The organism is Streptomyces sp. NPDC050619 (assembly GCF_040654815.1).
In the GTDB taxonomy this organism is placed as follows: Bacteria; Actinomycetota; Actinomycetes; order Streptomycetales; family Streptomycetaceae; genus Streptomyces.
Map to the genome: position 1 here is coordinate 1 of NZ_JBFAIR010000059.1, position 22,591 is coordinate 22,591.

Consider the following 22,591-nt stretch of genomic DNA (forward strand, 5'->3'; position numbering starts at 1 on the left):
CTGGCGTACGAGACGGATGTGACGGCGACGGTGGACCCCTTCGCCGGGTCGTACGTGATCGAGAAGATGACCGACGACGTGGAGGCGGCGGCCGTCGAGCTGATGGCCAAGGTCGAGGAACTCGGCGGCGCGGTCAACGCGATCGAGCACGGATTCCAGAAGGGCGAGATCGAGCGCAGCGCGTACCGGATCGCCCTGGAGACGGACTCCGGCGAGCGAGTGGTCGTCGGCGTCAACCGCTACCAGCTGGACGAGGAAGAGCCCTACGAGCCGCTCCGCGTCGACCCGGCCATCGAGGCCCAGCAGGCGGAACGCCTGGCCAAGCTGCGTGCCGAGCGGGACCAGCCGGCGGTGGACTCGGCCCTGGCCGCCCTGAAGAAGGCCGCTGAGGGCGAGGACAACGTCCTGTACCCGATGAAGGACGCGCTGCGGGCCCGGGCGACCGTGGGGGAGGTGTGCAACGCGCTGCGGGGGGTTTGGGGGACTTACGTGCCTAGCGATGCGTTCTGAGTAACCCATTCCGGATACGCTCGGTAAGTTCACGTATTCGGAGGGGAGTTGTCGAGGTGGCTCTTTCGCGGCGGACGACCGTCCTGGAGGCAGAGACCTGGCTCACTCGGGAACTGGAGGGATATCGCGGTGAAGTTCTCTTCGGCAGGCTCACCGCGACGCCTTGGGCCGACGACTTCGCGGTCCCCGACCTGGTCGATCGTCCGAGCGGACTTCCTGGACACGCACGTTCAGCACAACCGCTATGCACCTCACGCCTTCCGCCTGGTGCTGGAGGTGACCGCCTGCAACTGGTCCGACGACCTCGGCCTGAAAGTCGAGTGTTACGCCCAGGCTCGCATCCCCGTCTACCTCATCGTCGACCGCAAACACGACGAGGTCCTCGTCTATGAGAACCCGGCCGACGGCAAATACCCCGACCCCCAGCGCTTCAAGCGAGGCCAGAGCGTCTCGTCCCCGAGTCCGTCGGCATCACCCTCGAACTCTCCGTCGACACCCTCCTCGACGGCGACGACCAACGGATGCCGAAGCAGGCCAGATACCCCGCGAGCCCGGCCCCCGCGCCATCCCCCGCCCATCCGACATAGCCGTCCGGCCGTACCAGGAACAGGCCGTTTCCGTACGCCTGTTGGACCTCTCCCCGGACGACCCGCACCGCCTCCGGCACCCCGGGCGCCCCCACCCCCACCGCCACCAGCGTCCAGTGCGGCCCCCGGAACGCGTCGAAGAGCCGTATGCAGTTCCGCGGTGCACGCTCGTCGACAGGCCGAGCACGTCCGCGGCGATCGGGCGCCGCTCCTCCTCGTACGAGTCCAATAGCCCCGCCCCCGCCCCGTCCCGCAGCACCGCCCCCAGCTTCCAGCCCAGGTTGTATGCGTCCTGCACGCTGGTGTTCAGGCCTTGGCCCCCGGCCGGTGAGTGCACGTGGGCCGCGTCCCCCGCGAGGAAGACCCGGCCGGAGCGGAAGCGGTCCGCCAAGGCCGCCCGGGGGCGGAAGTCCGACGCCCAGCGCACCATGGTCACGTCCTCGGGGGCGAGGTGCGCCGCGAAGGCTACGACATCGAGGAACGCGCCCGCCTGATGGCCGACTTCCCGCTGTCGGCCCAGGCGGGCGCGGAGATCTTCCAGGACTACGAACGGCACTTCGAGGAGGGGCTGGCGCTGCTGATCTCGGGGATCGAGGCGCGGTACGGGATCACCTGAGGGCCGTATCAGACACGAGACCTGAAGGCCGTATGAGATACGGCCTCTACGCCCTGCTCGTCCGTACCCGCCGCACCGTCCGCGTGACGATCGGCGGCAGTAGATCCACGGCGATACGGCGGCTGAGCGGACGGCGGGGTTTCCGGGCCGCCGTCGCCGCTGCCGGGGCGGGCCGCACCGGCTCCGGTGCGGGCTCCACATAGTGCCGGGAGTACGGGAAGGGCGGCGGCTGCATCCCCTTCGACCGGGCCCGGACCAGCCGGTGCCCCGCGGCCTCCTGCACGCTCAGACCGACGTCGGTGCGCTCCCTGAGCATGGCCAGCAGCTCCTTCTGCACCGGCTCGAGGTCGCCCCAGGTGCCGTACAGCTTCTGTGTGCTGAGGCAGATCGGGCGCAGGCCGCGGTTGAGGACGGCCTCCCATACGGCGACGGAGACCCCGGGGGTGTGCTCCGAGCGGAAGTCGTCGAGGACCACGATGCCCTCGGGCAGCAGGATGTCGTGGGCGGCGCCGATGTCGCCGTACACGTGCTCGTACAGGTGCGAGGCGTCGATGTGGACGAAGCGGCAGCTGCCCGCGTCCACCTCCTCGGAGATCACGGAGGTGGGGGCCTCGAGCACCCTCGGCAGGGTGTCGTGGAAGGAGAGGTAGTTCCGCTCGAAGGCCTGCCGGGTGAGCGAGGAGTACGACTTCTTGGTCTCGGCCTTGTTGGCCCCGTCCGGTGCCTCGCCGCCGAACAGGTCACAGACCGTGAACCGTTCGCCGTCCCTGAGGTGGTGCCCGGTGAGGATCGCGCTCTTGCCCATGTAGGCGCCGAGTTCCAGCAGGTCGCCCTTGAGTCCGCCGGTCTCCTGCCGGTCGAGGAACCAGGTGAACAGGACCTGGTCGAGTGGCGGGAACCAGCCGGGGACGTCCTTGAGCTCGCCGGGGGGTGCGGTGGTGGACTGCTGTGCGTTGGCCATGAAGCGATCCTGCTCACTGGGCGCGGGACAAACTGACCCCGCGCTGAACGTCCGGTGAACAGCTCCGCCATCCGGACCAGGGTTCAGCGCATCTTGGCCAGCGCCGCCCGCAGCCTCGGCGTCAGCGGCTTCTCGACGAAGCGGTTCAGCAGCCAGGCGAGGACCAGCATCGACGCGACCGTCAGGGCGAAGGTCGCCGCCGACGGCAGGCCGAGCTTGATGTGCAGGGTGCGGATCACCACCCAGCCGAGGTGCTCGTGGACCAGGTAGAAGGGGTACGTCAGTGCCCCGGCCACCGTCAGCCAGCGCCAGTTGGCCCACTTCAGCCAGCCCAGCGCGATCGCCGCGACCGCCACGAAGCCGAAGGCGACGACGAGGACGATGCCGAGCGAGGTGCGGTGGGCGAAGGCGTTCGGGTCGGACGCGTTGTACAGGCTCTGTACGGAGTAGCGCTGCCCGATCAGGAAGCTCATCACCACGATCGCCCACGCGTAGACGTCCTTGCGATCGCGGTGGACGAGGTAGAGGCCGACGCCGCCGATGAAGAACGGGGCGTACTCGGGCATCAGCACGAGGTCGAGCAGCGGCTGGTGCGCGGCCTGCGCGATCGCCGCCGCCAGCGTCCAGCCCGCGCAGAAGAGGACCACGCGCCGCCGGCTCGCCCCGGGCAGCACGACGCACAGCGCGAACAGCGCGTAGAAGCGGATCTCCACCCACAGCGTCCAGTCGACGCCCAGCACCCGGTCCGCGCCCAGCGGCTCCTGAAGCAGCGTCAGGTTCACCAGCGCGTCGCTCGGCGACACCGCCTTGTAGAAGACCATCGGCAGCGCGAACACCGCCGTCACGAGCACGACCGCCGCCCAGTAGGCGGGCATCAGCCGCGAGGCGCGCGAGGCGAAGAACGACTGGAGGGTCCGACCCCAGCCGCTCATGCTGATCACGAAACCGCTGATCACGAAGAAGATCTGGACGCCGAGGGGGCCGTACGCGAAGTAGTTGTGCAGCGTGGGGAACTGGTCGGCGGCCGAGCTCCCCCAGGCCCGGGTGACGTCGCCGCCCCGGCCGCCGTAGTGGTACGCCGCCACCATCAGCGCGGCGATCAGCCGCAGCCCGTCCAGGGCACGCAGCCGGGACTCCCGCCTGGGGGCCGCCTGTTCCGGCCGGCTGGGTGCGGGCGCGGGCGCCTTCGCCGCCGGGCGGACGGTCATGCTGGTCACGAAAATCTCCTCGACGATGCCCGCGGCGGGGTGCTCCTGTGGGTGCTCCTGGGGGTGCGTCTCAGCACATTAGTCCGAATCACAGTGTTGTCTTGGTTGACAGTCCAACGATTAGCCGTCTGGTCCCGGTGAGTTCACCTGAATGTCGTTTTGCCTTCCTAAATTCGCCCAGAATCCCCCCTCGTAGCGGGTAAACCCATGAACTTAGTTTTAGCTCGGTAAGAAAACACACCAGGAGTGCCATGACGACGGTCCAGAAGAGACGTGCACGTGCGCGCGGAGGGGAGCTGGACGACTGCCTGCGCGCCTGCGCCGTGCACAGCGGGAAGCTCGTCGGCAGTATCGACCGCCGCCGCGTCGAACTCGCCGAGGAGCTGCGCAAACTGCTCGTCGTGTGGGGCACGGCCTCGGCCGCCGCACCCGCGACACCCGCCCCTTCCGGCGCCACCGCCCTGCTCAAGCGGGCCGTCAAGGGGGCCGCCGCGACCCCCTCGGCGGGCATCCCCGGGGACCTGCTCGACGCCCTGCTCGCCGTCGCCAACAAGGCGCTCCAGTGCGGCTACAACGACGAGCTGAACCTCGCCCTGGTGATCAGCGACACCGTCCTCGCCCAGCGCAAGAACTCCCGCGCCGGCTGGCGGCTGCGCGCCCGTCTCCTGGAGACCCTCGGCGAGGAGAGCGAGGCCCTGGAGGCGTACGAGCGCTACCTCGCCCTCACCGACGACGACGGCTTCGGCGTCCGCGCCCGCACCGCCGGTATGCGCGTCGCGGGGGAGAAGGAGCGGGAGCTGTTCGCCCTGCTCGAGCGGCAGTGCCCGCGCGCCCGGGACTTCGCCCGCGGCCCCGCCACCGACGTGTGGGCCGAGGGCCTGGCCGCGCACGCCGTCGGCGACTGGGCCCAGGCCGAGCCCCGGCTCGTGGGAGCGCTCCTCGCGCTGGCCGCCGACGACGCCCCGGTCAACGACCGGCAGGAACTGCTCAGCCAGTACCTCGACCTGCGCACCGCCGTCCCGGGCGCCGACCTGCCCGCGCTCGCCGAGGCCATCGAGCTCTACGCCGAGCAGCGCCGCAACCGGATGCGCGGCCCCGTCACCGAACCCACCATCGGCGGCGTGCAGTGGATCACCCTCGGCGAGTTCCGTAACCGGATCGCCGGCAAGTCGATCTGCCTGATCGCCAACTCCGGCCGGGTGGGCGCCAGTTCGATGGGCGCCGAGATCGACGCGTACGACCTGGTGGTGCGCTTCAACTCGTACCGGATCGACCCGAAGCACACCGGCAGCCGGACCGACATCCACGCCACCATCCACAAGCACGGCTTCAACTGGGAGAAGCACGTCACCACCCGGCTCGTCTTCGGCGGGATCTCCGGCGACTGGAAGTACTCGCTGCGCAACCGTCTGGTGCCCGGTGCCCAGACCTACCTCGGCGACGAGTCGCTGCGCTGGCCCGTGCGCAACATCGGCCGGCTCGGCGCCGACGTCTGGTCGGGCATCCCGACCACCGGGTTCAACATGCTGTACCTGCTGGACTTCCTGGACGTCAGCCCGACTCTGGACCTGATCGGCTTCGACTTCTACGAGAGCGGCGCCTACCGCGTCCAGGAGGCGATGAAGCTCGCGATTACGTCCGTCCACGAATACACCAGCGAGAAGGAATGGGTCATGCAGCGGGCCCAGAGCGTGACCGACATGAGGATATCCCTGCGATGACCACGACCTCCCCCAGCCCGGCCGTCACCCCCCTGGCCGCGGCCCCGCTGACCGCGCACGACCTCACCGGCAAGCGGCGCATCGCCTTCGCGAGCTACGTCGACGAGAACTACCTGCCCGGCTTCCTCGTGCTGCTGCGCAGCCTCGCGCTGTCCAACCCGAGCGTGTGCGAGGACTTCGTCGTCCTCTACGACGACCTGCGCCCCGGCTCGATCGCGAAGATCCGCGACCTGCACCCGCGCATCGTGCTGCGCCGCGTCGACACCGAGCACTACGACTCGTACAAGAAGGGCGACCAGGACAACTACCTGGTCCGCAAGGCGTACTTCATCCTCGACGTCTTCCGGCTGCGCGAGTACGACACCGTCATCACCCTGGACACCGACATGGTCGTCCTCGGCGACCTGGGCGAACTGCTCAAGCTGCGCGAGGGACTGGCGGCCGTGTCGCAGTTCTTCTACGGCCAGCACAAGCTCAACTCGGGCCTGCTGGTCATCCAGCGCGAGTACCTGAGCGACGAGTTCTGCGCCAAGCTCGACGCCACCGGCCGCAGCGGTGACTACGAGCTCGACAAGCACGACCAGGGCATCCTCAACGCCGTCCTGGACGGCGACTTCGTCCGCCTCGACCCGCGCTACAACTTCGTCAAGCGGCGGCTCTCCGGCGACCTGCCCGTCCCCGAGGACACCGCGATCCTGCACTTCACCGGCCGCCACAAGCCCTGGCAGGGCGGCGAGGCCGGCTACAGCCAGGCCGAGGACCGCTGGCGCGAGTTCGACCTGTCCGACGCCGACTTCCACGCCGAGTACCTGTCGAGGCCGGGCGGCCTCCACCACGACCTGCTGGTCCACTTCGGTACCCCGCACGTCGCCCGCACCGGTGATGTCGAGGTGGCCCGCAAGGTGGCCGCCGCGCACATCTCGGCCGGCGACTACCAGGACGCCGTGGACGTCATGAGCAGCGTGCGCATTCCGCTCGACGAGGCCTGGCCGCACGAGGTGTTCGGCCACGCCCTGATGAGCGTCTCCCGCTACGACGAGGCCAGGACGCAGCTGTTGCTGGCCACGGCCGCCCCCAACCGGGCCGCCACCGCCTATGCCCGCCTCGCCCAGATGGCCTGGGTGCACGGCGACAACAGCGGGGCCCTGAAGTACGCCACGTCCGGCATGTCCGTCGACATCACCCACCGCTCCAGCCGCCTGTGGGCGCAGCGCGCGTCCGCCGTACCGGCCCAGGAGCAGGGCAGCGCCGACGACCAACTCGCCCATGTCGCCTTCTACATGGACCGCCAGGGCAACGCGGGCGACAAGCTGCTGCCGGAGAGCGTCCGGCTCGCCTTCGGTCCGGACGTCACCTCCCGGCGCTGGCACCAGGTGCACGCCCACCGCCTCTTCGACGAGTCGGCCCTGCAACGGGTCAACCGCCGGCGCGGTCTGGTCATCGGCGGCGGCGGCCTGTTCATCCCGGACACCATGCCCAACGGCAACAGCGCCTGGCAGTGGAACGTCCCGGACGACCTCCTGAACGGCATCGACGTCCCGATCGCGGTGTTCGCCGTGGGCTTCAACGCCTTCGACGGCCAGTCGTACCGCGCGGGCCGGTTCCGCGAATCCCTGCGCCTGCTGGTCGAGAAGTCCTCCTTCTTCGGCCTGCGCAACCACGGCTCGATCGAGAAGGTGCGCGCCATGCTGCCCTCTCACCTGCACGACAAGGTGCGCTTCCAGCCGTGTCCGACGACGGTCATGCGGCAACTGGTGACGGGCTGGCAGGACCCGGCCGAGCGGGACGACACCATCCTCATCAACGCCGCCTACGACCGCGCGGGCCTGCGCTTCGGCCACGACTACGGCTACTTCCTGTCCCAAATGGCGCAGGCGGTACGGGACTTGGGCAAGCTCGCCGAAGTGCGGTGCGTGGCGCACTCGCTCGACGACGAGAAGATCGTCTTCGACCTGCGCCGCGAGCACGGCATCTCGATGCCCGTCATCCCGATGTACGACTTCGACAACGACGAGATCCGCGACCTCTACGCCCGTACCAAGCTGGTCATCGGCATGCGCGGCCACGCGGGCATGATTCCGTTCGGCGTCGGCACACCCATCATCAGCCTGATCTCCCACCCGAAGATGGCGTACTTCCTGCGGGACATCGAGCGCCCGGAGTGGGGCGTGTCGGTCCACGACCGGCACCTTGCCGCCCGGCTGGTGGAGCGTGCCGGGGACCTGCTTGCCGATCACGCGGCGACGGTCGCGGACGTGCATGGGCGGCAGCAGGAGCTGTGGAAGACGACTGAGGCGAACGCGGCGGACCTGCGGGTGATTCTGGGCGGGTGACGTGTGGCTACCGACGCCTGACGCGTGGTGCCTGGCGGCTGCCCTGGTCGGCCCTGCCTCTCTGGAGGGAGGGCCTCGCCGGGGCGGTCGTGGTTGCACACCGTAGCCCCCCCGCTGACTTACCGGCGACCTGTACTACGTCCTCGCCGCCGTGTGTACCGGCCGCTGGCCCGTCAGCGGCCGGTACTCGTCGGCGCATCCGCACCGCAGAGGGCGAGGCCGAGTCCCCACCGAGCCCAGACCGTCTTGCCGACCCCGAGCCGCGGATGCACACCCCATTCGTCGGCCAGCGCTCCGACGAGCGCGAGCCCACGCCCGAACTGATCCTCACCCGTCGCTTCACGCGGACACGGCTGCCGCTCGGTGCGCGGGTCACTGACCTCTACGCGGAGGTCAGTCGCGGTGACGGTGATGCGAAGCCGGATGAGCCGGTCCCGGAGGCTGCCGTGCAGCAGGGCGTTGGTCATTAGTTCAGAGACGACGAGTGCGACGTCTCCGGCGAGGGCGGGGTGCCCCCACTCGGTGACCAGGCGTGCGGTGCGGTGGCGGGCGAGGGGGACGCTGCGGGATACGGGGGTGTAGTCGAGGTGGTCTTCGTGGAGGAGGGGGTCGGGGTCGGGGTTGGTCTCGGGGGTGGTGGGGGGTTGGGGGTCGGGCATGAACACGCGCACCTCCTTGTGCGGTCAGGAAGATCAGAGCGACTCCCTGACGTGAGCGGATGAGCACTGAAAGTAGCGGGACGCTCACTTCGGAGGCAATCGAATCGGGGAAGTTCTTCCCCGAATTGGTGAACTGGTCGACCTGGTGACGCTCACGCGACACACTGTGACCGTGAAGCGATCAACCCAGCCCGTAGGCAACCGGGCGTCAACTGTCCTGGGACGGCGGCTCGGTGGGGAACTGCTGCGCCTGCGTGACGCGGCGGGGAAGACCCAGCAGCAAGCCGCAGAGTCCATCAACGCGACCGGTACCAAGATCGTGAAGATGGAGCGGGGATGGGTGCCGATGCGGGACCCGGACATCCGGGTGCTGTGCGAGTTCTACGGATTGGACGACCCCAAAGCCCTGGCCCGGCTTCTGGACTTGGCTCGGCTGGACCGTGAACGCCGTAAGGCGAAGGGTTGGTGGCAGCACTCTCCCCACCCGGGCACGCTCTCCGAGTACATCGCCCTGGAAGATGCCGCGAGCCGCGTCCGTGCCTGGCAGCTCTCATTGGTTCCCGGGCTGTTCCAGACCGCCGAGTACGCCCGTTCGCTGGCAGTCAGTGAAGGCGCCGGAGTGTGGGAGGACCCAGACGAGATCGAACGTCTGGTGGAGATCCGCACGCGCCGCCAGGCACGCCTCTATGAAGACCGGCCGCTTCAGGTGTACGCCATCGTCTGGGAGGCGGCGCTACGACAGTTGATCGGCGGTCCCGACATCATGCGCACCCAGTTGGAACACCTGCTGGACGTGGCCAAGCTGCCCAACGTCCGTCTGCAAGTGCTGCCGTTTCGCGCGGGTGGACACCCTTGCATCACAGGCCCGTTCACCGTCATCTCGTTCGCAGAGGCCGAGGCTGTGGACGTGGTCCATGCCGACACCATCGTGTCTACAGTGTGGGTGGAGAACGAGGCCGAAAGCGCGGCGTACAGCGCGTTCTTCGACCGTACGGCCCGACTGAGCCTTGCCCAGCGCGACTCGGCCCTGCTGATCGACACCATCCGCCAGGAGTTGTGACCCATGCCCGAGTTCGACTTCGTCAAGTCCACCTACAGCAACACCGGGGGCGAATGCGTCGAAGTCGCCCGCAATGTCTCCCACGCCATAGCCGTCCGCGACTCAAAGACCCCGAACGGTCCGATACTCCGCCTGACCTCGAAGGCATGGACCAGCTTCACGGCGTCACTGAGCACCTGCCGGATATGTGATGCGCGCCCTTGAGGGGATCCTCTCTAGGACAACGCCGGAATTCACTGGCGCCACAGCCATCTGTCGCATGGGAAGCCTCGCAGTCCGGGATCGATGACGGCTTGCAGGTGGACGCCCCTGCGGGAGCGAATTCCGCCGGACCTGCTCTCCGTTGGGTCGCGGTTCGGCTAAATCGTGGCGACCAGCAGGCCCTGTGCAAGCGCGTGCAGAACCTTGTTCCTGTTCGAGGAGTACGTGTTGTGCAGGCCCTCGACGAAGTTCTGGAAGCGCTGGCTCCACGTCACAGCCACCTTGCGAGCTGGGGGTAAGCCCGGACGGCAGATCTAGGAACTCGGCCGCGCCCTGGGCGAGGGAGGTGTACAGCCGGCGGCTGTGGTAGTCGGCGTCCCATAGCGTTTCGCCGCCCAGTTCGCGCACCTCATGAAGTTGCCGAGCTTCTTATTGGCGTGATTTGTCCAACGCGCCAGCGGACGAAGCCCGGCTGATCGCAGGGAACGTATCCCTGCTGGCAGGTGGCTCGTGCACCCCGCGTTGTTCTTCGCCTTCTCCTTGGCCTCGATGGCCGGTTGGTGCGCCATGTCGGCGTACGCGGCCCTGGGGGCGGCGGTCTGGACGGTCTCCGAGGACCGACTCGGCGACGCGACGGCAGTTCCGCTGAAGCCAACGGACTGTGATCGGACTGAGGGGCGGTGGGCGTATGGCGAGCGCTGTCCCTGGACCGCACCGGGTCCTTCGTGTGCACGATCCGCCTCCTTTTGGCCCACCGACTCCTGGCGTCCGATGCCGAGTTAGGGGCTCCAGCGATTCCGCTAGAGGCTTTGGTGGAAGCGTCGATGCGTTGGCGACTTGACTCAGTAGATGCCGCAAGTTTGTCTGCACTGCGTCAAGTTTTCATTTGTGACGCTAATCACTGCCCGGGCTTTGCAAGTACTTGGGGTGTCGGCGATCGTTTGCCCGGTTTGCGTGATCTGGACGGCTGCATTGGCCTCACCTAGATTCCCCTGCTGTGTCGTGAGGGACACGTGAGAAGACGGGGGTGGGAACGTGAAGGGGAGACGTCTGTCCAGACGTCCGTCGTTGCGTGGCATCGGGGGACTGCTCGGCGCTCTGCTGGTCGCCGGACTGCTCACTTCGCCACCTCCGGCAGCAGCCAATGTCGCCGCAGTGAAATCAACGTCCACGGCCGCCGATACCAACGTCGGGAAGGGCACGGAGAGCGCGGCCTTGGCCGAGGCCCGGCGCACCGGCAAGCAGGTCGAGGTCGCTGCTTTGCGGAGCGAGACGGCCGAGGTGTTCGCGAAGCCGGACGGCACGCTGGAGGCGATCGAGCATCTGCGTCCGGTGCGGACGCGCGTCGGTGGCGCATGGAAGAACATTGACACCACTCTGGAGACGCGGTCGGACGGATCGGTGGCGCCGAAGGTGGCGGCGACCGGGATCGCCTTCTCGGGCGGCGGGGACCAGCCGCTGATCCGGTTGGAGCAGGCGGGGCGCGAACTCTCGCTGTCGTGGCCGGGCAAGCTCCCAGAGCCGGTGCTCGACGGCGCGACGGCCACGTATCCGTCGGTCCTGCAGGATGTGGACCTCCAAGTGCGCGCCGACATCGACGGCATCTCGCAGGTGCTGGTGGTCAAGTCGGTCGAGGCGGCGGCCAATCCGAAGCTGGCCGAGCTGCGGCTGGCGATGGACGCCGACGGCATGACCGTGGGCGAGACCGTGGGCGGCGGCCTGGCTGCCACCGACTCCGGTGCCGGGGGCACGGTGTTCGAGGCGCCGCAGCCACTCATGTGGGACTCCAGCAAGGACACCGTCACGACCACTGCCAAGACGGCCTCGCTCCGCACCACCGACGCGGCAGCCGTGGACGACGGCGGGGTACCGGGCCCGGGCGAGTCCGCCCAGGTCGCCCCGGTTGAGGTCGAGGTCTCCACGGGCGGTGACGAACTGGTGCTCACCCCAGACCAGAAGCTGCTGAAGGACGCCACGTACCCGGTCTACATCGACCCGCAGTGGTACTCGCCGAAGGCCGGCAACTGGACCATGGTCTCGAAGTACTGGGCGTCCTCCCCGCAGTGGCGTTTCAACGGCAACCCCGACGCGGGCATGGGCTACTGCGCCGGTGACGCGCGGTGTGCGCCGCAGGACGTCAAGCGGCTGTTCTACGCTGTGCCGACGTCAAGGTTCGCGGGCAAGACGATCCTGTCGGCGGAGTTCGTGGTGAAGGAGACCCACTCCTACAGCTGCGACAAGAAAGACGTGCAGCTGTACCGGACGAAGGGCATCTCCTCCTCAACCACGTGGAACTCCCAGGACAACGACGCCTTCTGGGCCGACCTCCTCCAGACGCGCAGCGAGGCAAACGGCTGGAGTGGCGACTGCCCTGGTGGCAATGTGGAGTTCTGGGCATTGCGAGCGGTGCAGCAGGCGGCGGCCAATGGCTGGGCGACGACCACGTTCGGGCTGCGGGCCAAGAGCGAGACCGACCCGTATGCCTGGAAGCGGTTCGCCGACGACGCGTGGCTGCGGGTGCAGTACAACCGGCCGCCGGGACAGATCAAGATGTCCCAGCTCACCCAGAAGCCGGGTGGCACATGCTCGTCCACCGCCAAACGGGTGCGGATGCTGCCGACGCTGCGGGCCAACAACGTGACCGACCCCGACGGGGACAGCGTGGCGGTGCAGTTCCAAGCCTCGTGGGACACCGGGGACAGCAAGGGCTTCGCGGCGCGCTGGACGTCGTCACGGTCGACATACAAGAAGTCGGGTTCCGACTTCTCGATCACGCTGCCGTCCAGCATCCCCAAGAACAAGTTGATCGGCTGGCATGCGCGCTCCTACGACGGTGCGCAGTGGTCCCCGTGGTCGTACACGGGTTCGGCGACGGACTGTGCGACGGTCTACGACACCTTCGTGCCGGCGGAGCCGAGGATCACCTCGGCGCAGTATCCCGAGTCGGACGCGGAGAACCCGGACGATCCCTGGTTGGACGGGGCGGGACGCTACGGCACCTTCACCATCGATACCACGGCCACCGATGTCACGAAGTACTGGTTCGGGGTCAACGCGCAGCCCAGCAGTGCCCACACGCTGACCACCTCGGGCGGCGGGGCGAAGACGATGAAGTTCATGCCGACCAAGTCCGGCGTCAATTTCATCACCGCGCAGGCCTTCGACACCGCTGGCAACGGCAGCAGCATCGGCGTGTACTACTTCCGGGTACGCGCCGGGCAGCCCGATCTGGCCACCTGGGACCTGGACGAGGCGGCCGGCGCGAGCACGGTGAATGGCCAGGGCAGTCCCTGGCCAGCCACGCTCTCGGCAGGGGGTGCCACCGTGGGCGGCGAGGGCGTCCTGGGCACGGGACTGCACCTCGACGGCGTCCAGGGCCACGCGGCGACCGTCTCACCAGTGCTCAACACGGCGAAAAACTTCACCGTGTCGGTGTGGGCGAAGGTGGGCGACATCCCGGCCAGCGCCCCGGAGGGCGCGGTGGCCGTCTCCCAGGTCGGCAGCGCACGTAGTGCCTTCGAGCTGTACTACTCGCCGTCCCGCGCGGGCTGGGTGTTCGTGCGCCATGCCGCGGACACCGACGGATCGACGGGGTCCCGCGCCATGCAGCCGGCTTGCCCGAGCAGCGACACGGCATGCGTGCGATCCCGAACCAACACGTGGACCCACCTGGTGGGCGCCTTCAACGGACTCGAGTCCGTGGTCAAGCTGTACGTCAACGGCGAGCTTGTCGGCACCGCGCCGTTCAGCGGACCGTGGGATGCCCGTGGCCAGACCCTGCTCGGCGCCACCCGCAAGGGAGGCGTGACGGGCGGTTTCTTCAAGGGGAACCTCGACGAAGCACAGTTCTTCGACTACCAACTGACGGGCGCTCAGGTCCAGACCCTCTCCGGCAAGCAGCCTGTGGACAATGCCAGGCCCGCGAAACTGGTCTTCCCACTGGACGAGGAGCCCGACCCGGCGCCGCTCGCGGTGATCGGTCGAGGCCAGAAACTGGCGGCCACCCTGAACGGCGACCCCGTCCTGGGCAGAGCAGGGGCCGGGGGCACGGCGCTCACCCTGGACGGCACGGACGACTACGCCCAGACGAGCCGACCCGTGCTGGACACATCCCAGAGCTTCTCCGTATCGCTGTGGGCGCGGCTGCCCAAGGACAAGGCAATGCGGCCGATGACAGCGATCCGGCAGACCGGTTCCAGCGCTCCCGGCCTCGAGCTCTACCACTCATCGAATCTGGGTGGCTGGGTGTTCGCCCGTGAGACGTCCAACACCGCCAACGCGACCATCGTGCGCGCAACACAGAACGCCTGTCCCGCAAACGAGAACTGCGCCGCTGCGGGGCTCGGCGAGTGGAACCACGTGGTCGGTGTCTACGACTACGACACCGACCAGATCAGGCTCTACGTCAACGGCGTTCTGAAGGACACCGCGGCGTTCACCACCCCCTGGGTGGCAACCGGCAAGGTGACGCTCGGCGCAGCGGGCGACGGCACCGGGACCCTGGCGAACTTCCTCAAGGGCGACATGGACGACGTACGCCTGTACGACCGGGTGATCTCGGGCGACGAGGTGAAGAACCTGTTCAAGCAGCACCCGGTGGTCAAGGGACGCTGGAAGCTGGACTCCGCCCAAGGCGCGCCCGCCACCTCGCCGGACGCCTCCGGCGGCAGCCGCCCGGTGACCCTCTACAACGGGGTCACGACAGGCAGCGGGTGGGTCGACTCCGGCGCCCTGGTCCTGGACGGCGTCAACGACTACGCGGCGACCGGGTCGGTGCCGGTGGACACCAGCCAGAGCTTCACGGTCACCGCCTGGGCCCAGTCACCGTCCGGGCGCCCGCAAGAGCCGGGCACCATCCTCAGCCAACAGGGCGCCGTGAACAGCGCGTTCACGGTCGGGTACGAACCAGGGCCGGACGACGGTGACCCGTCGACACCGATTGTCACCGGGCGGTGGCGAATCAGCATGACGGACGTGGACGACACCGACACCAGCGACAACGACACCGAGGTGGGCGAGAAGACCGCGGGCAGCACGCTGTTCGACGAGTACAGCGCGAACGGCTGGAACCACCTTGCACTGGTCTACGACGCGTTCGCCGACCAGATGACGCTCTATGTCAACGGCCAGCCGGAAGCGTTCGTCTGCGGCGACAGCGACGCCGACGGCACCCAGGACGACCCCTCCTGCACCGACCACGTCTCCTGGGCCGACAACACGCTGGGCTTCAACGCCACCAAGAGCCTCCAGATCGGGCGGGCGAAGACCGAGGGCGTGCCAGGCGATTACTGGTCCGGTGCCATCGACGACGTGTGGGCGTTCCAGGGGGCGCTCGACCAGGAGCAGGTCCAGCAACTGGCGCTCGGCACTGCCGACTTGCCGACCACGGTGCCCGGCAGCGGGTCCGCGGGCTGATGACGGCGGCAAGAGGGCACGGCGGCAGCACCAAGGCGGACAGCGGCAGATCGAGGGGTGGGGCAGTGAAAAGGCAGTGGCGGCGGCGTGCCCGCAGACGCACAGCGCTCGCGGTGTCGGCGGTGCTGGTGGGCACCTTGGTCCAGGCGGTGACGACCCAGCCGGCCGCGGCGGACGACCCGAGCAAGAAGCGTCCGGCGGTCGCCCAGACGGACAAGCCCGTCACAGGGCACGACCGCAAAGTGAAGCCGCGCAAGCACACCACGGCACCCCTGACCCCGCAGGGCGACCCGGCGGCGGCATGGCCACCCTCCGGCGAAGCGGTCGCCACGGTGCCCGCCGCGCGCACGACGGGGAAGGGCGCGGCAGCGCGGACCCGGGCCGGGAAGCTGCCGGTCGCGCTGGGCGCGCCCAAGATGCCCAAGTCATCCAAGACGGCGAAGACTTCGACGGACCGCGTTGCCAAGGCCCGCGTCCGGGTCCTCGACCACAAGCAGGCGCAACGTGCCGGAGTGGACGGCATGCTGCTGGCCGTCGACCGCGCAGATACCGGTACCCGCGCGGGTACGGTCGGCCTGGAGGTCGACTACAGCCGCTACGCCGAGGCGTACGGCGGCGGCTACGGCTCCCGCCTCCACCTAGTGCGGCTGCCTGCCTGTGCCCTGACCACCCCCGACCGGCCGTCCTGCCGTACCACCGAACCGGTCGCCACCGCCAACGACACCGAGCACCACACCTTGAGCGCGGATGCCGTGAGCATCCCGGCGCAGCTCAGCTCGGCGTCGCTCTCGGCCACTACGTCGTCGGCGACCGTCCTCGCTGTCACCGCGGCGGCCTCCGGCAGCCAGGGTGACTACAAAGCAACCAGCCTCGCGCCGTCGGCGGCCTGGCAGACCTCGCTGAACACCGGCGATTTCGCCTGGTCGTACGCCATGGAGGTGCCGGACGTGCCCGGCAGCCTCGTCCCCAAGGTGGGCCTGTCCTACTCCTCGGGCTCCATCGACGGCAGGACGACCACCTCGAACAATCAGGCGTCCTGGGTCGGCGACGGCTTCGACCTGTGGCCCGGCTCCATCGAGCGGTCGTACAAGTCCTGCGAGGACGACGGCATCACGATCGACGGAGAAGACTCCGGTGACCTGTGCTGGGGCTACGACAACGCCACCCTCAGCCTCAACGGCCGCGGCGGCGAGCTGATCCGGTCCTCCGACGGCAAGTGGCACCTGAAGAACGACGACGGCACCCGCGTCGAGAAGCTGACCGGCACCACCTCCGCCCCGCGTGACAACGGCGACGACGACCAGGAGTACTGGAAGGTCACCACGACCGACGGCACCCAGTACTTCTTCGGCTACCACAAGCTGCCCGGCTGGGGTTCGGACAAGGAGACCACCGACTCCACCTGGACAGTGCCGGTCTTCGGTGATGACGAGAACGAACCTTGCCACAAGAGTTCCTTCGCCACCTCTTGGTGCCAGCAGGCCTGGCGTTGGAACCTCGACTACGTCGTCGACACCCATGGCAACGCCATGGCGTACTACTACGACAAGGAGACCAACAACTACGGCCGTGCCCTTGAGGCCGCCGACGACACGCCGTACGAGCGCGGCGGCACTCTGGACCGCATCGAGTACGGCCTGAACAAAGACACCGTCTACACCGCCAAGGCCCTGGCCCGGGTCGACTTCACCTCCACCGAGCGGTGCATCCCCCAGACCGGAGTGACCTGCACGGCGGACACGATCGACGACAAGTCGTTCTACTGGTACGACACCCCTTGGGACCTGAACTGCAAGTCGGGCACGGACTGCGCCGGCCTGTACTCGCCGACGTTCTGGACCCGCCTGCGACTGGCCGACGTCACCACCGAGAAACTCAAGTCGGACGGCACCTACACGGACGTCGACTCCTGGGGCATGACCCAGCGCTGGGGTATGGCCGACGTCGACTACTCGCTACTGCTGGACTCCGTTCAGCACACCGGCAAGTCGGGAACCCCCGCCATCGCCCTGCCCAAGGTCACCTTCACCTACCATCAGGACGCCAACCGCCTGGACAAGACCGGTGACGGCACCGCGCCCTTCATCAAGCACCGCCTGTCGACTGTGTCCGACGAGTCGGGCGGACAGATCGATGTCAACTACTCGGCATCCGCTTGCTCCTGGGACGGACTGCCCACCCCGGAGACCAACACCACGCGGTGCTATCCGCAGTACTACACGGCTTCCGGCGACCCCGATCCGACGCTCCAGTGGTTCAACAAATACGTGGTGACGTCGGTGACGCAGACCGACCGCACCGGCCAGTCACCCGACATGATCACCCAATACGCGTACCTCGACGGGGCGGCTTGGCACTACGACGATGACGACGGCCTGACCAAGGAGAAGTACAAGACCTGGTCCCAGTGGCGCGGCTACCGCCACGTGCGCGTGCAGACCGGCGGTACCTCAGGGATGGCGACGCAGGCCGACCACTACTTCCTGCGCGGTATGCACGGTGACCGGCTGAACAAGGACGGCGGGACCAAGACGGTCACCCTGAGCGACGGCGAAGGCGCCACGCTCAGTGACTGGGAGGCACTCCAGGGCTTCGAATACCGTACCGAGAACTACTCCGGCCCGAGCGGCAAGATTCTTGAGAAGGCGGTAAGCCACGGCTGGTTCCACGAAACAGCCAAGCGCACCCGATCCTGGGGTACCACGACCGCCAACCATCGCGGCACCGCGTCCACCCACACGTACACCTCGCTGGACGGCGGTGTCGGCACCAAGTGGCGCGAGACCACCGCCTACACGACGTTCGACAATGCCAGCGGCCGCGTCACCCAGGTCAACGACCTCGGGGAGACCGGTGTCGACACCGACAACCGGTGCATCCGTACGACGTACGCGGACAACGCATCCGCCAACCTTTACACCCTGGTCTCCCGCGTCGAGACGGTCTCGGTCGACTGCGACACGACCCCCAAGCGGGACAAGCAGGTCGTCTCCGATGTGCGCACCGCTTACGACGGCAGTGACTACAGTGCGCCCCCGTCCAAGGGCGAGGTTCGCTACGTCGCCTCGCTGAAGTCCCATGACGGGACGACCGCGAAGTACCTGGAGTCGGGGACCACGTACGACGGCTACGGCCGTGTGGCCAGTTCCACGGATCTCACCGCCGACATCACGGTCAGCGCAACCGGGTCGCTGACCCGTACTGCACGCGTCGACGGCCGGACGACCACGACCACGTACACCCCGACCACCGGAATCCCGACCAGCACCAAGGTCACCAGCCCGCCGGCCAAGGCCGGCGACAGCGCCACCGCCCAGAGCGTCACCACGACGCTGGACCCGGTGCGCGGTGATCCCACGGCGGTGGTGGACACCAACCTCAAGCGCACGGACTACACGTACGACGCGCTCGGCCGCGCCCTCAAGACGTGGCTGCCCAACCGTTCCAAGGCCAACAATCAGACGCCGAACTACGAGTTCACCTACGCGGTGGCCGACAAGGCGGCGCCCGCTGTCGGAACCAAGACCCTGAGGAACGACGGCAGCCAGGAGACCGCCTACACCCTGTACGACGGTTTCCTGCGGCCCACCCAGACCCAGACGCCGGGCCCGGACGGCGGACGGTTGCTGACCGACGTCTTCCACGACGCCCGCGGCCTGACAACCAAGACCTTCGCGAGCTACTACAACACCGCGCCGCCCTCGCCCACCCCGCTGGCGCTGGACGACGCACTGAGCGTGGAGACCCAGACCTGGTTCGGGTACGACGGTCTCGGCCGGGAGATCCAGCGCAAGGAGATCGCCGGGAACGGCGACGGCGGGTCCGTGCTGGCAACGACCACCACCGTCCACGCCGGTGACCGCGTCACTGTCACTCCGCCCAAGGGCTCCCCGGCCACCACCACGGTGAGCGACGCCCGCGGCAACGTCCGGGAGCTGTGGCAGTACCACGGCAACGCGCCCACCGGCGACCACGATGTCACCGCCTACGAGTACACGCCGTCGGGACAGTTGTCCAAGGTCACCGACCCGGCCGGGAACAGGTGGACGTACGAGTACGACCAGCTCGGTCGCACGGTGCGGACCGTGGACCCCGACAAGGGCACTCTGGTCTCCGCCTACGACGACCGGGGACAGCTCACGTCCACGAAGGACGACCGGACGAAGGACGCCGACAAGGTCACGCTCGCCCACGTCTACGACGGCCTTGGCCGCGAGACCGAGCTGCGCTCCGGTGGCACCACCGGCCCGCTCCTGGCCAAGTGGACCTACGACACCGTCACCAACGCCAAGGGCCAACTCGGCTCCACGACGCGCTACGCCGGCACCACCGAGTACACGACTGTCGTCAACGCCTACGACGGGCTGTACCGTCCGACCCGCACTACGACCACGATTCCCGCGGCCGAGGGCAGCCTGCAGGGCTCGTACCAGGTCAACACTCAGTACAACCTCGACGGCACCCTGGCCGGCACGTCCTACCCGGCGGCGGGCGCTCTTCCCGGCGAGTCGCTGACCTACAGCTACGACGCAACCCACCGTCCGATCAAGGCGACCGGCACCAGCACCTACCTGAGGAACGTCGTTTACGACTTCACCGGCAAACCGTTGCAGACGGAACTGGCCACCACCGGCGGTAAGTACACCCAGCTGTCCGCCACGTACGAGTGGGGCACGCAGCGGCTGAAGACCTCACGCGTGGACCGCGAGGGCGTGACCGGCGTCGACCGCTCCACGACCCACTCCTACGACGCGACCGGCAACGTCCTGTCCATTGCGGACACGGCGCGGGATGGCACAGACAACCAGTGCTTCCAGTACGACTACCTGCGGCGGCTCACCGAGGCGTGGTCCCAGGGCACGACGGCCTGCGCCGCGACCCCGGCGGCCTCGCTGCTGGGCGGTCCAGCTCCGTACTGGCACTCGTACACGTACGACAAGGAGGCCAACGGTGCCTCCGTCGGCAACCGTGCTACCGAGGTCCTGCACGATCCGACCGGTGATACCGCCAAGGACGTCAAGCGCAGTTACAGCTACCCACCGGCCGGGTCGGCGCAGCCCCACGCGCTGAAGCAGGTCGGCACCATCGGCCCGAACGGCAGCACGGTCCAGGCCGCCTACACCTACGACGAGATCGGGAACACCGACACCCGGACTGTCGCCGGCGGCACCCAGAACATGGACTGGGACGCCGAGGGCAACCTGGCCAAGGTCACCGAACCGAACGGCAGCGGCGGCACCAAGACCACGTCGTACCTGTACGACCCGGACGGCAACCGGCTCATCCAGCGCACCGACACCGAAACCACGCTTTACCTCGGTAACAGCGAGATTGTTCTGCCCAAGGCCGCGACGAAGGCCAAGGCCACCCGCTACTACGACCTCGGCGACGGCATCCAGGCCGTCCGCACCGACGACAACAAGGTCACCTTCACTGTCCCCGACCACCAGGGAACCGGCCAGCTGGCCGTCGACGCCGCCACCCAGGCGCTGCAGCAGCGACGCACGACGCCCTTCGGCGCGGTCCGTGGCAAGCAGCCGACCTCCTGGCCGGGCACGAAGGGCTTCGTCGGCGGTACGAGCGACAAAGCGACTGGCCTGACCCACTTGGGTGCCCGGGAATATGACACGACGACCGGACGGTTCGTCAGCGTTGACCCGCTCATGGACTTGGCTGATCCCCAGCAGATCAACGGGTACGCCTACAGCCAGAACAACCCGGTCACCCTGGCCGACCCTGGCGGCCTAATGGCGTGCGCGACCCCCGACGAGTGCGGAGGCGGAGCTCAGTACGGCAACAACACGCCGTCGAAGAACAGCGGTGGCAGGCCGCTGAACGACCCGTTCTGGGGGTGCAACGGCTGCGACGGGAACAGCTATGACGACAACTGGTGGACGACGAGCGGCTACAGCGACTCCCAGGTAAGCCCATCCTTCATCCCTGGCACCGTCATGGTGTTTCCCGGCGTACACGTCCCGAAGGACTGGAACCGGGCGGCGGAGTTCAAGAGCAAGTTCGCCGAGAACCTGACCAGCGGCGGCTGGACGCTGGACGGCCTGGCCGACTGGGTGATGAACCCTGAGTTCCCCGACCAACCATCCGCCGCGGCACAGCAGTTCAGCCTGGCCAAGCTGAGGATCTGCGGGCCGCTGGACTGCCCGAAGAGCGTGTTCCGGCTGGGCGAGGCATTCAGCGCGGCCGCGGCGATGGGGGTCGCGGCAGGCGGTGGAGGCATCCGGGGGCCGGGGGGCCCGAGGCCAGGTCCGGGCGCCATGGGCCTACCCGCCCAGGGAGCGATTTCTCCTGCAGCGGTACGTTTCTCTCAGGACAGCATCAGTGCCAAGTTCAAGGATGGCAGGTCCGTCCATGACCTTGCCAACGACCTGAAGTCCGGACATATGGCAGCCACCGACATCCCGCCGATCCGTGTCTTCCAGAAGGACGGAAAAATCTACACGCTGGACAACAGGCGGTTGTACGCGTTCCGTGAGGCAGGAGTGCAGATCCGCTTCGTGCGGGCGTCCCCTGCCGACGTGCAGAGCGAAAGCTGGAAGATGACGACCAGGAATGATGGCGCGTCGATCGTGGTCAGGGGGAAGTGACCGTGAGTCTGCATGAGACGGCGGCCGGTGTGAGGACTCGTGAAGACCTCGCTCGGTTCCTCCAAGAAGCGCTGAGCGATCTCCAGAACCGGCCTGAGGAGTGGGAGAACGACACGCTTGACAGGTTCCTTGAGGCTTGGGCTGCCTGGGTAGAGGACTTGCCCGGATGGTACGCGAACCGTGGTGAGGGAATGCCCGACCAGCCTGACTGGAACCTGCTGGCCAGCATGGTGATGGCGGCACGCGTGTACGAATGACGTGAGATGGGGAGGAATGCGCGCGGACTTGCTGTCACTCGGCACCCCGCTCCACCCCTCCACCTATCCGCCCAGCCGAGCCGAGCCCGAGTTTGCGGCGTCGATGGTTCGCGGGTGACTGCACTCGTGCATGTTCTCGCGCCCATAGGTGCCCCGATCATGGCTCGTCACTCGGATCCGTTTGTGGGAGTCGTTTCGCCGATTGGCAGCTGTGTGCCACGGCGGAGGGGGCAAGGACGTCCGGCTCGTCGCCCTCACGGAGATGGATCGATCCGGCAGGAGTTGCGGCGATGTAGTCGGATAGTCACCGGGGTCGTTGGAGTTGTCGGCGTAGAACTCCACGTCGGTGCCGAAGATGTCCGAGGTGGCCTCGTTCAGACAGCCCGGCTCGCCGCTGTAGTTCAGGCCGCGACGTTGGAGGTTGCGCCGTGTGTTGCTCTCTCCGCGCTCGGCGGTGTCCG

At 68.0% G+C, this 22,591-nt stretch carries 11 protein-coding genes and 5 pseudogenes; 10 read left to right on the forward strand and 6 right to left on the reverse strand.

Going from position 1 to position 22,591, the window contains the following annotated elements; all coding sequences use genetic code 11:
* Together AB0I77_RS49600 and AB0I77_RS49605 are read left to right on the forward strand one after the other, a co-directional pair.
* Positions 1 to 510 (forward strand): methylmalonyl-CoA mutase family protein (locus tag AB0I77_RS49600; RefSeq protein ID WP_363289590.1); only part of this gene is annotated, 510 nt, incomplete at its 5' end.
* A gap of 129 nt (positions 511 to 639) precedes the next feature.
* Positions 640 to 909, forward strand: a pseudogene (locus AB0I77_RS49605) (Uma2 family endonuclease); the annotation flags it as partial.
* Between the two features lie 31 nt (positions 910 to 940).
* On the opposite strand, the pseudogene AB0I77_RS49610 reads toward AB0I77_RS49605, so the two are convergent.
* Positions 941 to 1,569 (reverse strand): annotated as a pseudogene (locus AB0I77_RS49610) (FAD-dependent monooxygenase); the annotation flags it as partial.
* On the opposite strand from AB0I77_RS49610, the pseudogene AB0I77_RS49615 reads away from it, so the two are divergent.
* A pseudogene (locus AB0I77_RS49615) lies at positions 1,543 to 1,713 on the forward strand (TetR/AcrR family transcriptional regulator C-terminal domain-containing protein); the annotation flags it as partial. The pseudogenes AB0I77_RS49610 and AB0I77_RS49615 overlap by 27 nt on opposite strands.
* A gap of 46 nt (positions 1,714 to 1,759) precedes the next feature.
* Here AB0I77_RS49615 and AB0I77_RS49620 read toward each other — a convergent pair.
* A complete protein-coding gene (locus tag AB0I77_RS49620) occupies positions 1,760 to 2,674 on the reverse strand; it encodes a class I SAM-dependent methyltransferase (protein ID WP_363289591.1) in 915 nt (304 codons plus the stop codon).
* Between the two features lie 83 nt (positions 2,675 to 2,757).
* Entirely contained in the window at positions 2,758 to 3,882 is a 1,125-nt protein-coding gene (locus tag AB0I77_RS49625) for an acyltransferase (protein WP_363289619.1), read from the reverse strand.
* Between the two features lie 251 nt (positions 3,883 to 4,133).
* Here AB0I77_RS49625 and AB0I77_RS49630 point away from each other — a divergent pair, with 251 nt between their 5' ends.
* A complete protein-coding gene (locus AB0I77_RS49630; RefSeq protein ID WP_363289592.1) occupies positions 4,134 to 5,603 on the forward strand; it encodes a glycosyltransferase family 29 protein in 1,470 nt (489 codons plus the stop codon).
* Positions 5,600 to 7,936 (forward strand): glycosyltransferase, encoded by a 2,337-nt coding sequence (locus tag AB0I77_RS49635; protein WP_363289593.1) that lies wholly within the window; start codon positions 5,600 to 5,602, stop codon positions 7,934 to 7,936. The genes AB0I77_RS49630 and AB0I77_RS49635 overlap by 4 nt, the downstream gene beginning before the upstream one ends.
* 173 nt (positions 7,937 to 8,109) lie before the next feature.
* Here the strand turns inward: AB0I77_RS49635 and AB0I77_RS49640 are convergent, their stop codons facing one another.
* On the reverse strand, positions 8,110 to 8,595 hold the full coding sequence (locus tag AB0I77_RS49640; RefSeq protein WP_363289594.1) for an ATP-binding protein: 486 nt from the start codon (positions 8,593 to 8,595) through the stop codon (positions 8,110 to 8,112).
* Positions 8,596 to 8,767: 172 nt separating this feature from the next.
* On the opposite strand from AB0I77_RS49640, the gene AB0I77_RS49645 reads away from it, so the two are divergent.
* Together AB0I77_RS49645 and AB0I77_RS49650 are read left to right on the forward strand one after the other, a co-directional pair.
* Entirely contained in the window at positions 8,768 to 9,655 is an 888-nt protein-coding gene (locus AB0I77_RS49645) for a helix-turn-helix transcriptional regulator (protein ID WP_363289595.1), read from the forward strand.
* A gap of 3 nt (positions 9,656 to 9,658) precedes the next feature.
* Positions 9,659 to 9,859 carry a DUF397 domain-containing protein gene (locus tag AB0I77_RS49650; protein WP_363289596.1) on the forward strand — a complete coding sequence of 67 codons (201 nt, stop codon included), beginning with the start codon at positions 9,659 to 9,661 and terminating at the stop codon, positions 9,857 to 9,859.
* Between the two features lie 315 nt (positions 9,860 to 10,174).
* On the opposite strand, the pseudogene AB0I77_RS49655 reads toward AB0I77_RS49650, so the two are convergent.
* Positions 10,175 to 10,264, reverse strand: a pseudogene (locus tag AB0I77_RS49655) (hypothetical protein); the annotation flags it as partial.
* Positions 10,265 to 11,011: 747 nt separating this feature from the next.
* Between AB0I77_RS49655 and AB0I77_RS49660 the strand changes: the two are divergent.
* The 3 genes from AB0I77_RS49660 (at position 11,012) to AB0I77_RS49670 (ending at position 22,130) form a co-directional block, all read left to right on the forward strand.
* Positions 11,012 to 15,271: a LamG-like jellyroll fold domain-containing protein gene (locus AB0I77_RS49660; RefSeq protein ID WP_363289597.1), complete on the forward strand. Its 4,260-nt coding sequence runs from the start codon at positions 11,012 to 11,014 to the stop codon at positions 15,269 to 15,271.
* Between the two features lie 65 nt (positions 15,272 to 15,336).
* Entirely contained in the window at positions 15,337 to 21,873 is a 6,537-nt protein-coding gene (locus AB0I77_RS49665) for an RHS repeat-associated core domain-containing protein (RefSeq protein WP_363289598.1), read from the forward strand.
* Between the two features lie 2 nt (positions 21,874 to 21,875).
* A complete protein-coding gene (locus tag AB0I77_RS49670) occupies positions 21,876 to 22,130 on the forward strand; it encodes a hypothetical protein (RefSeq protein ID WP_363289600.1) in 255 nt (84 codons plus the stop codon).
* Positions 22,131 to 22,430: 300 nt separating this feature from the next.
* On the opposite strand, the pseudogene AB0I77_RS49675 reads toward AB0I77_RS49670, so the two are convergent.
* A pseudogene (locus AB0I77_RS49675) lies at positions 22,431 to 22,564 on the reverse strand (M4 family metallopeptidase); the annotation flags it as partial.
* Between the last annotated feature and the right edge of the window lie 27 nt (positions 22,565 to 22,591).

Coding starts and splice junctions, on each gene's coding strand:
- AB0I77_RS49620 (WP_363289591.1), bottom strand. CDS start 2,674: ATGGCCAACGCACAGCAGTCCACCACCGCACCCCCCGGCGAGCTCAAG.
- AB0I77_RS49625 (WP_363289619.1), bottom strand. CDS start 3,882: ATGACCGTCCGCCCGGCGGCGAAGGCGCCCGCGCCCGCACCCAGCCGG.
- AB0I77_RS49630 (WP_363289592.1), top strand. CDS start 4,134: ATGACGACGGTCCAGAAGAGACGTGCACGTGCGCGCGGAGGGGAGCTG.
- AB0I77_RS49635 (WP_363289593.1), top strand. CDS start 5,600: ATGACCACGACCTCCCCCAGCCCGGCCGTCACCCCCCTGGCCGCGGCC.
- AB0I77_RS49640 (WP_363289594.1), bottom strand. CDS start 8,595: ATGCCCGACCCCCAACCCCCCACCACCCCCGAGACCAACCCCGACCCC.
- AB0I77_RS49650 (WP_363289596.1), top strand. CDS start 9,659: ATGCCCGAGTTCGACTTCGTCAAGTCCACCTACAGCAACACCGGGGGC.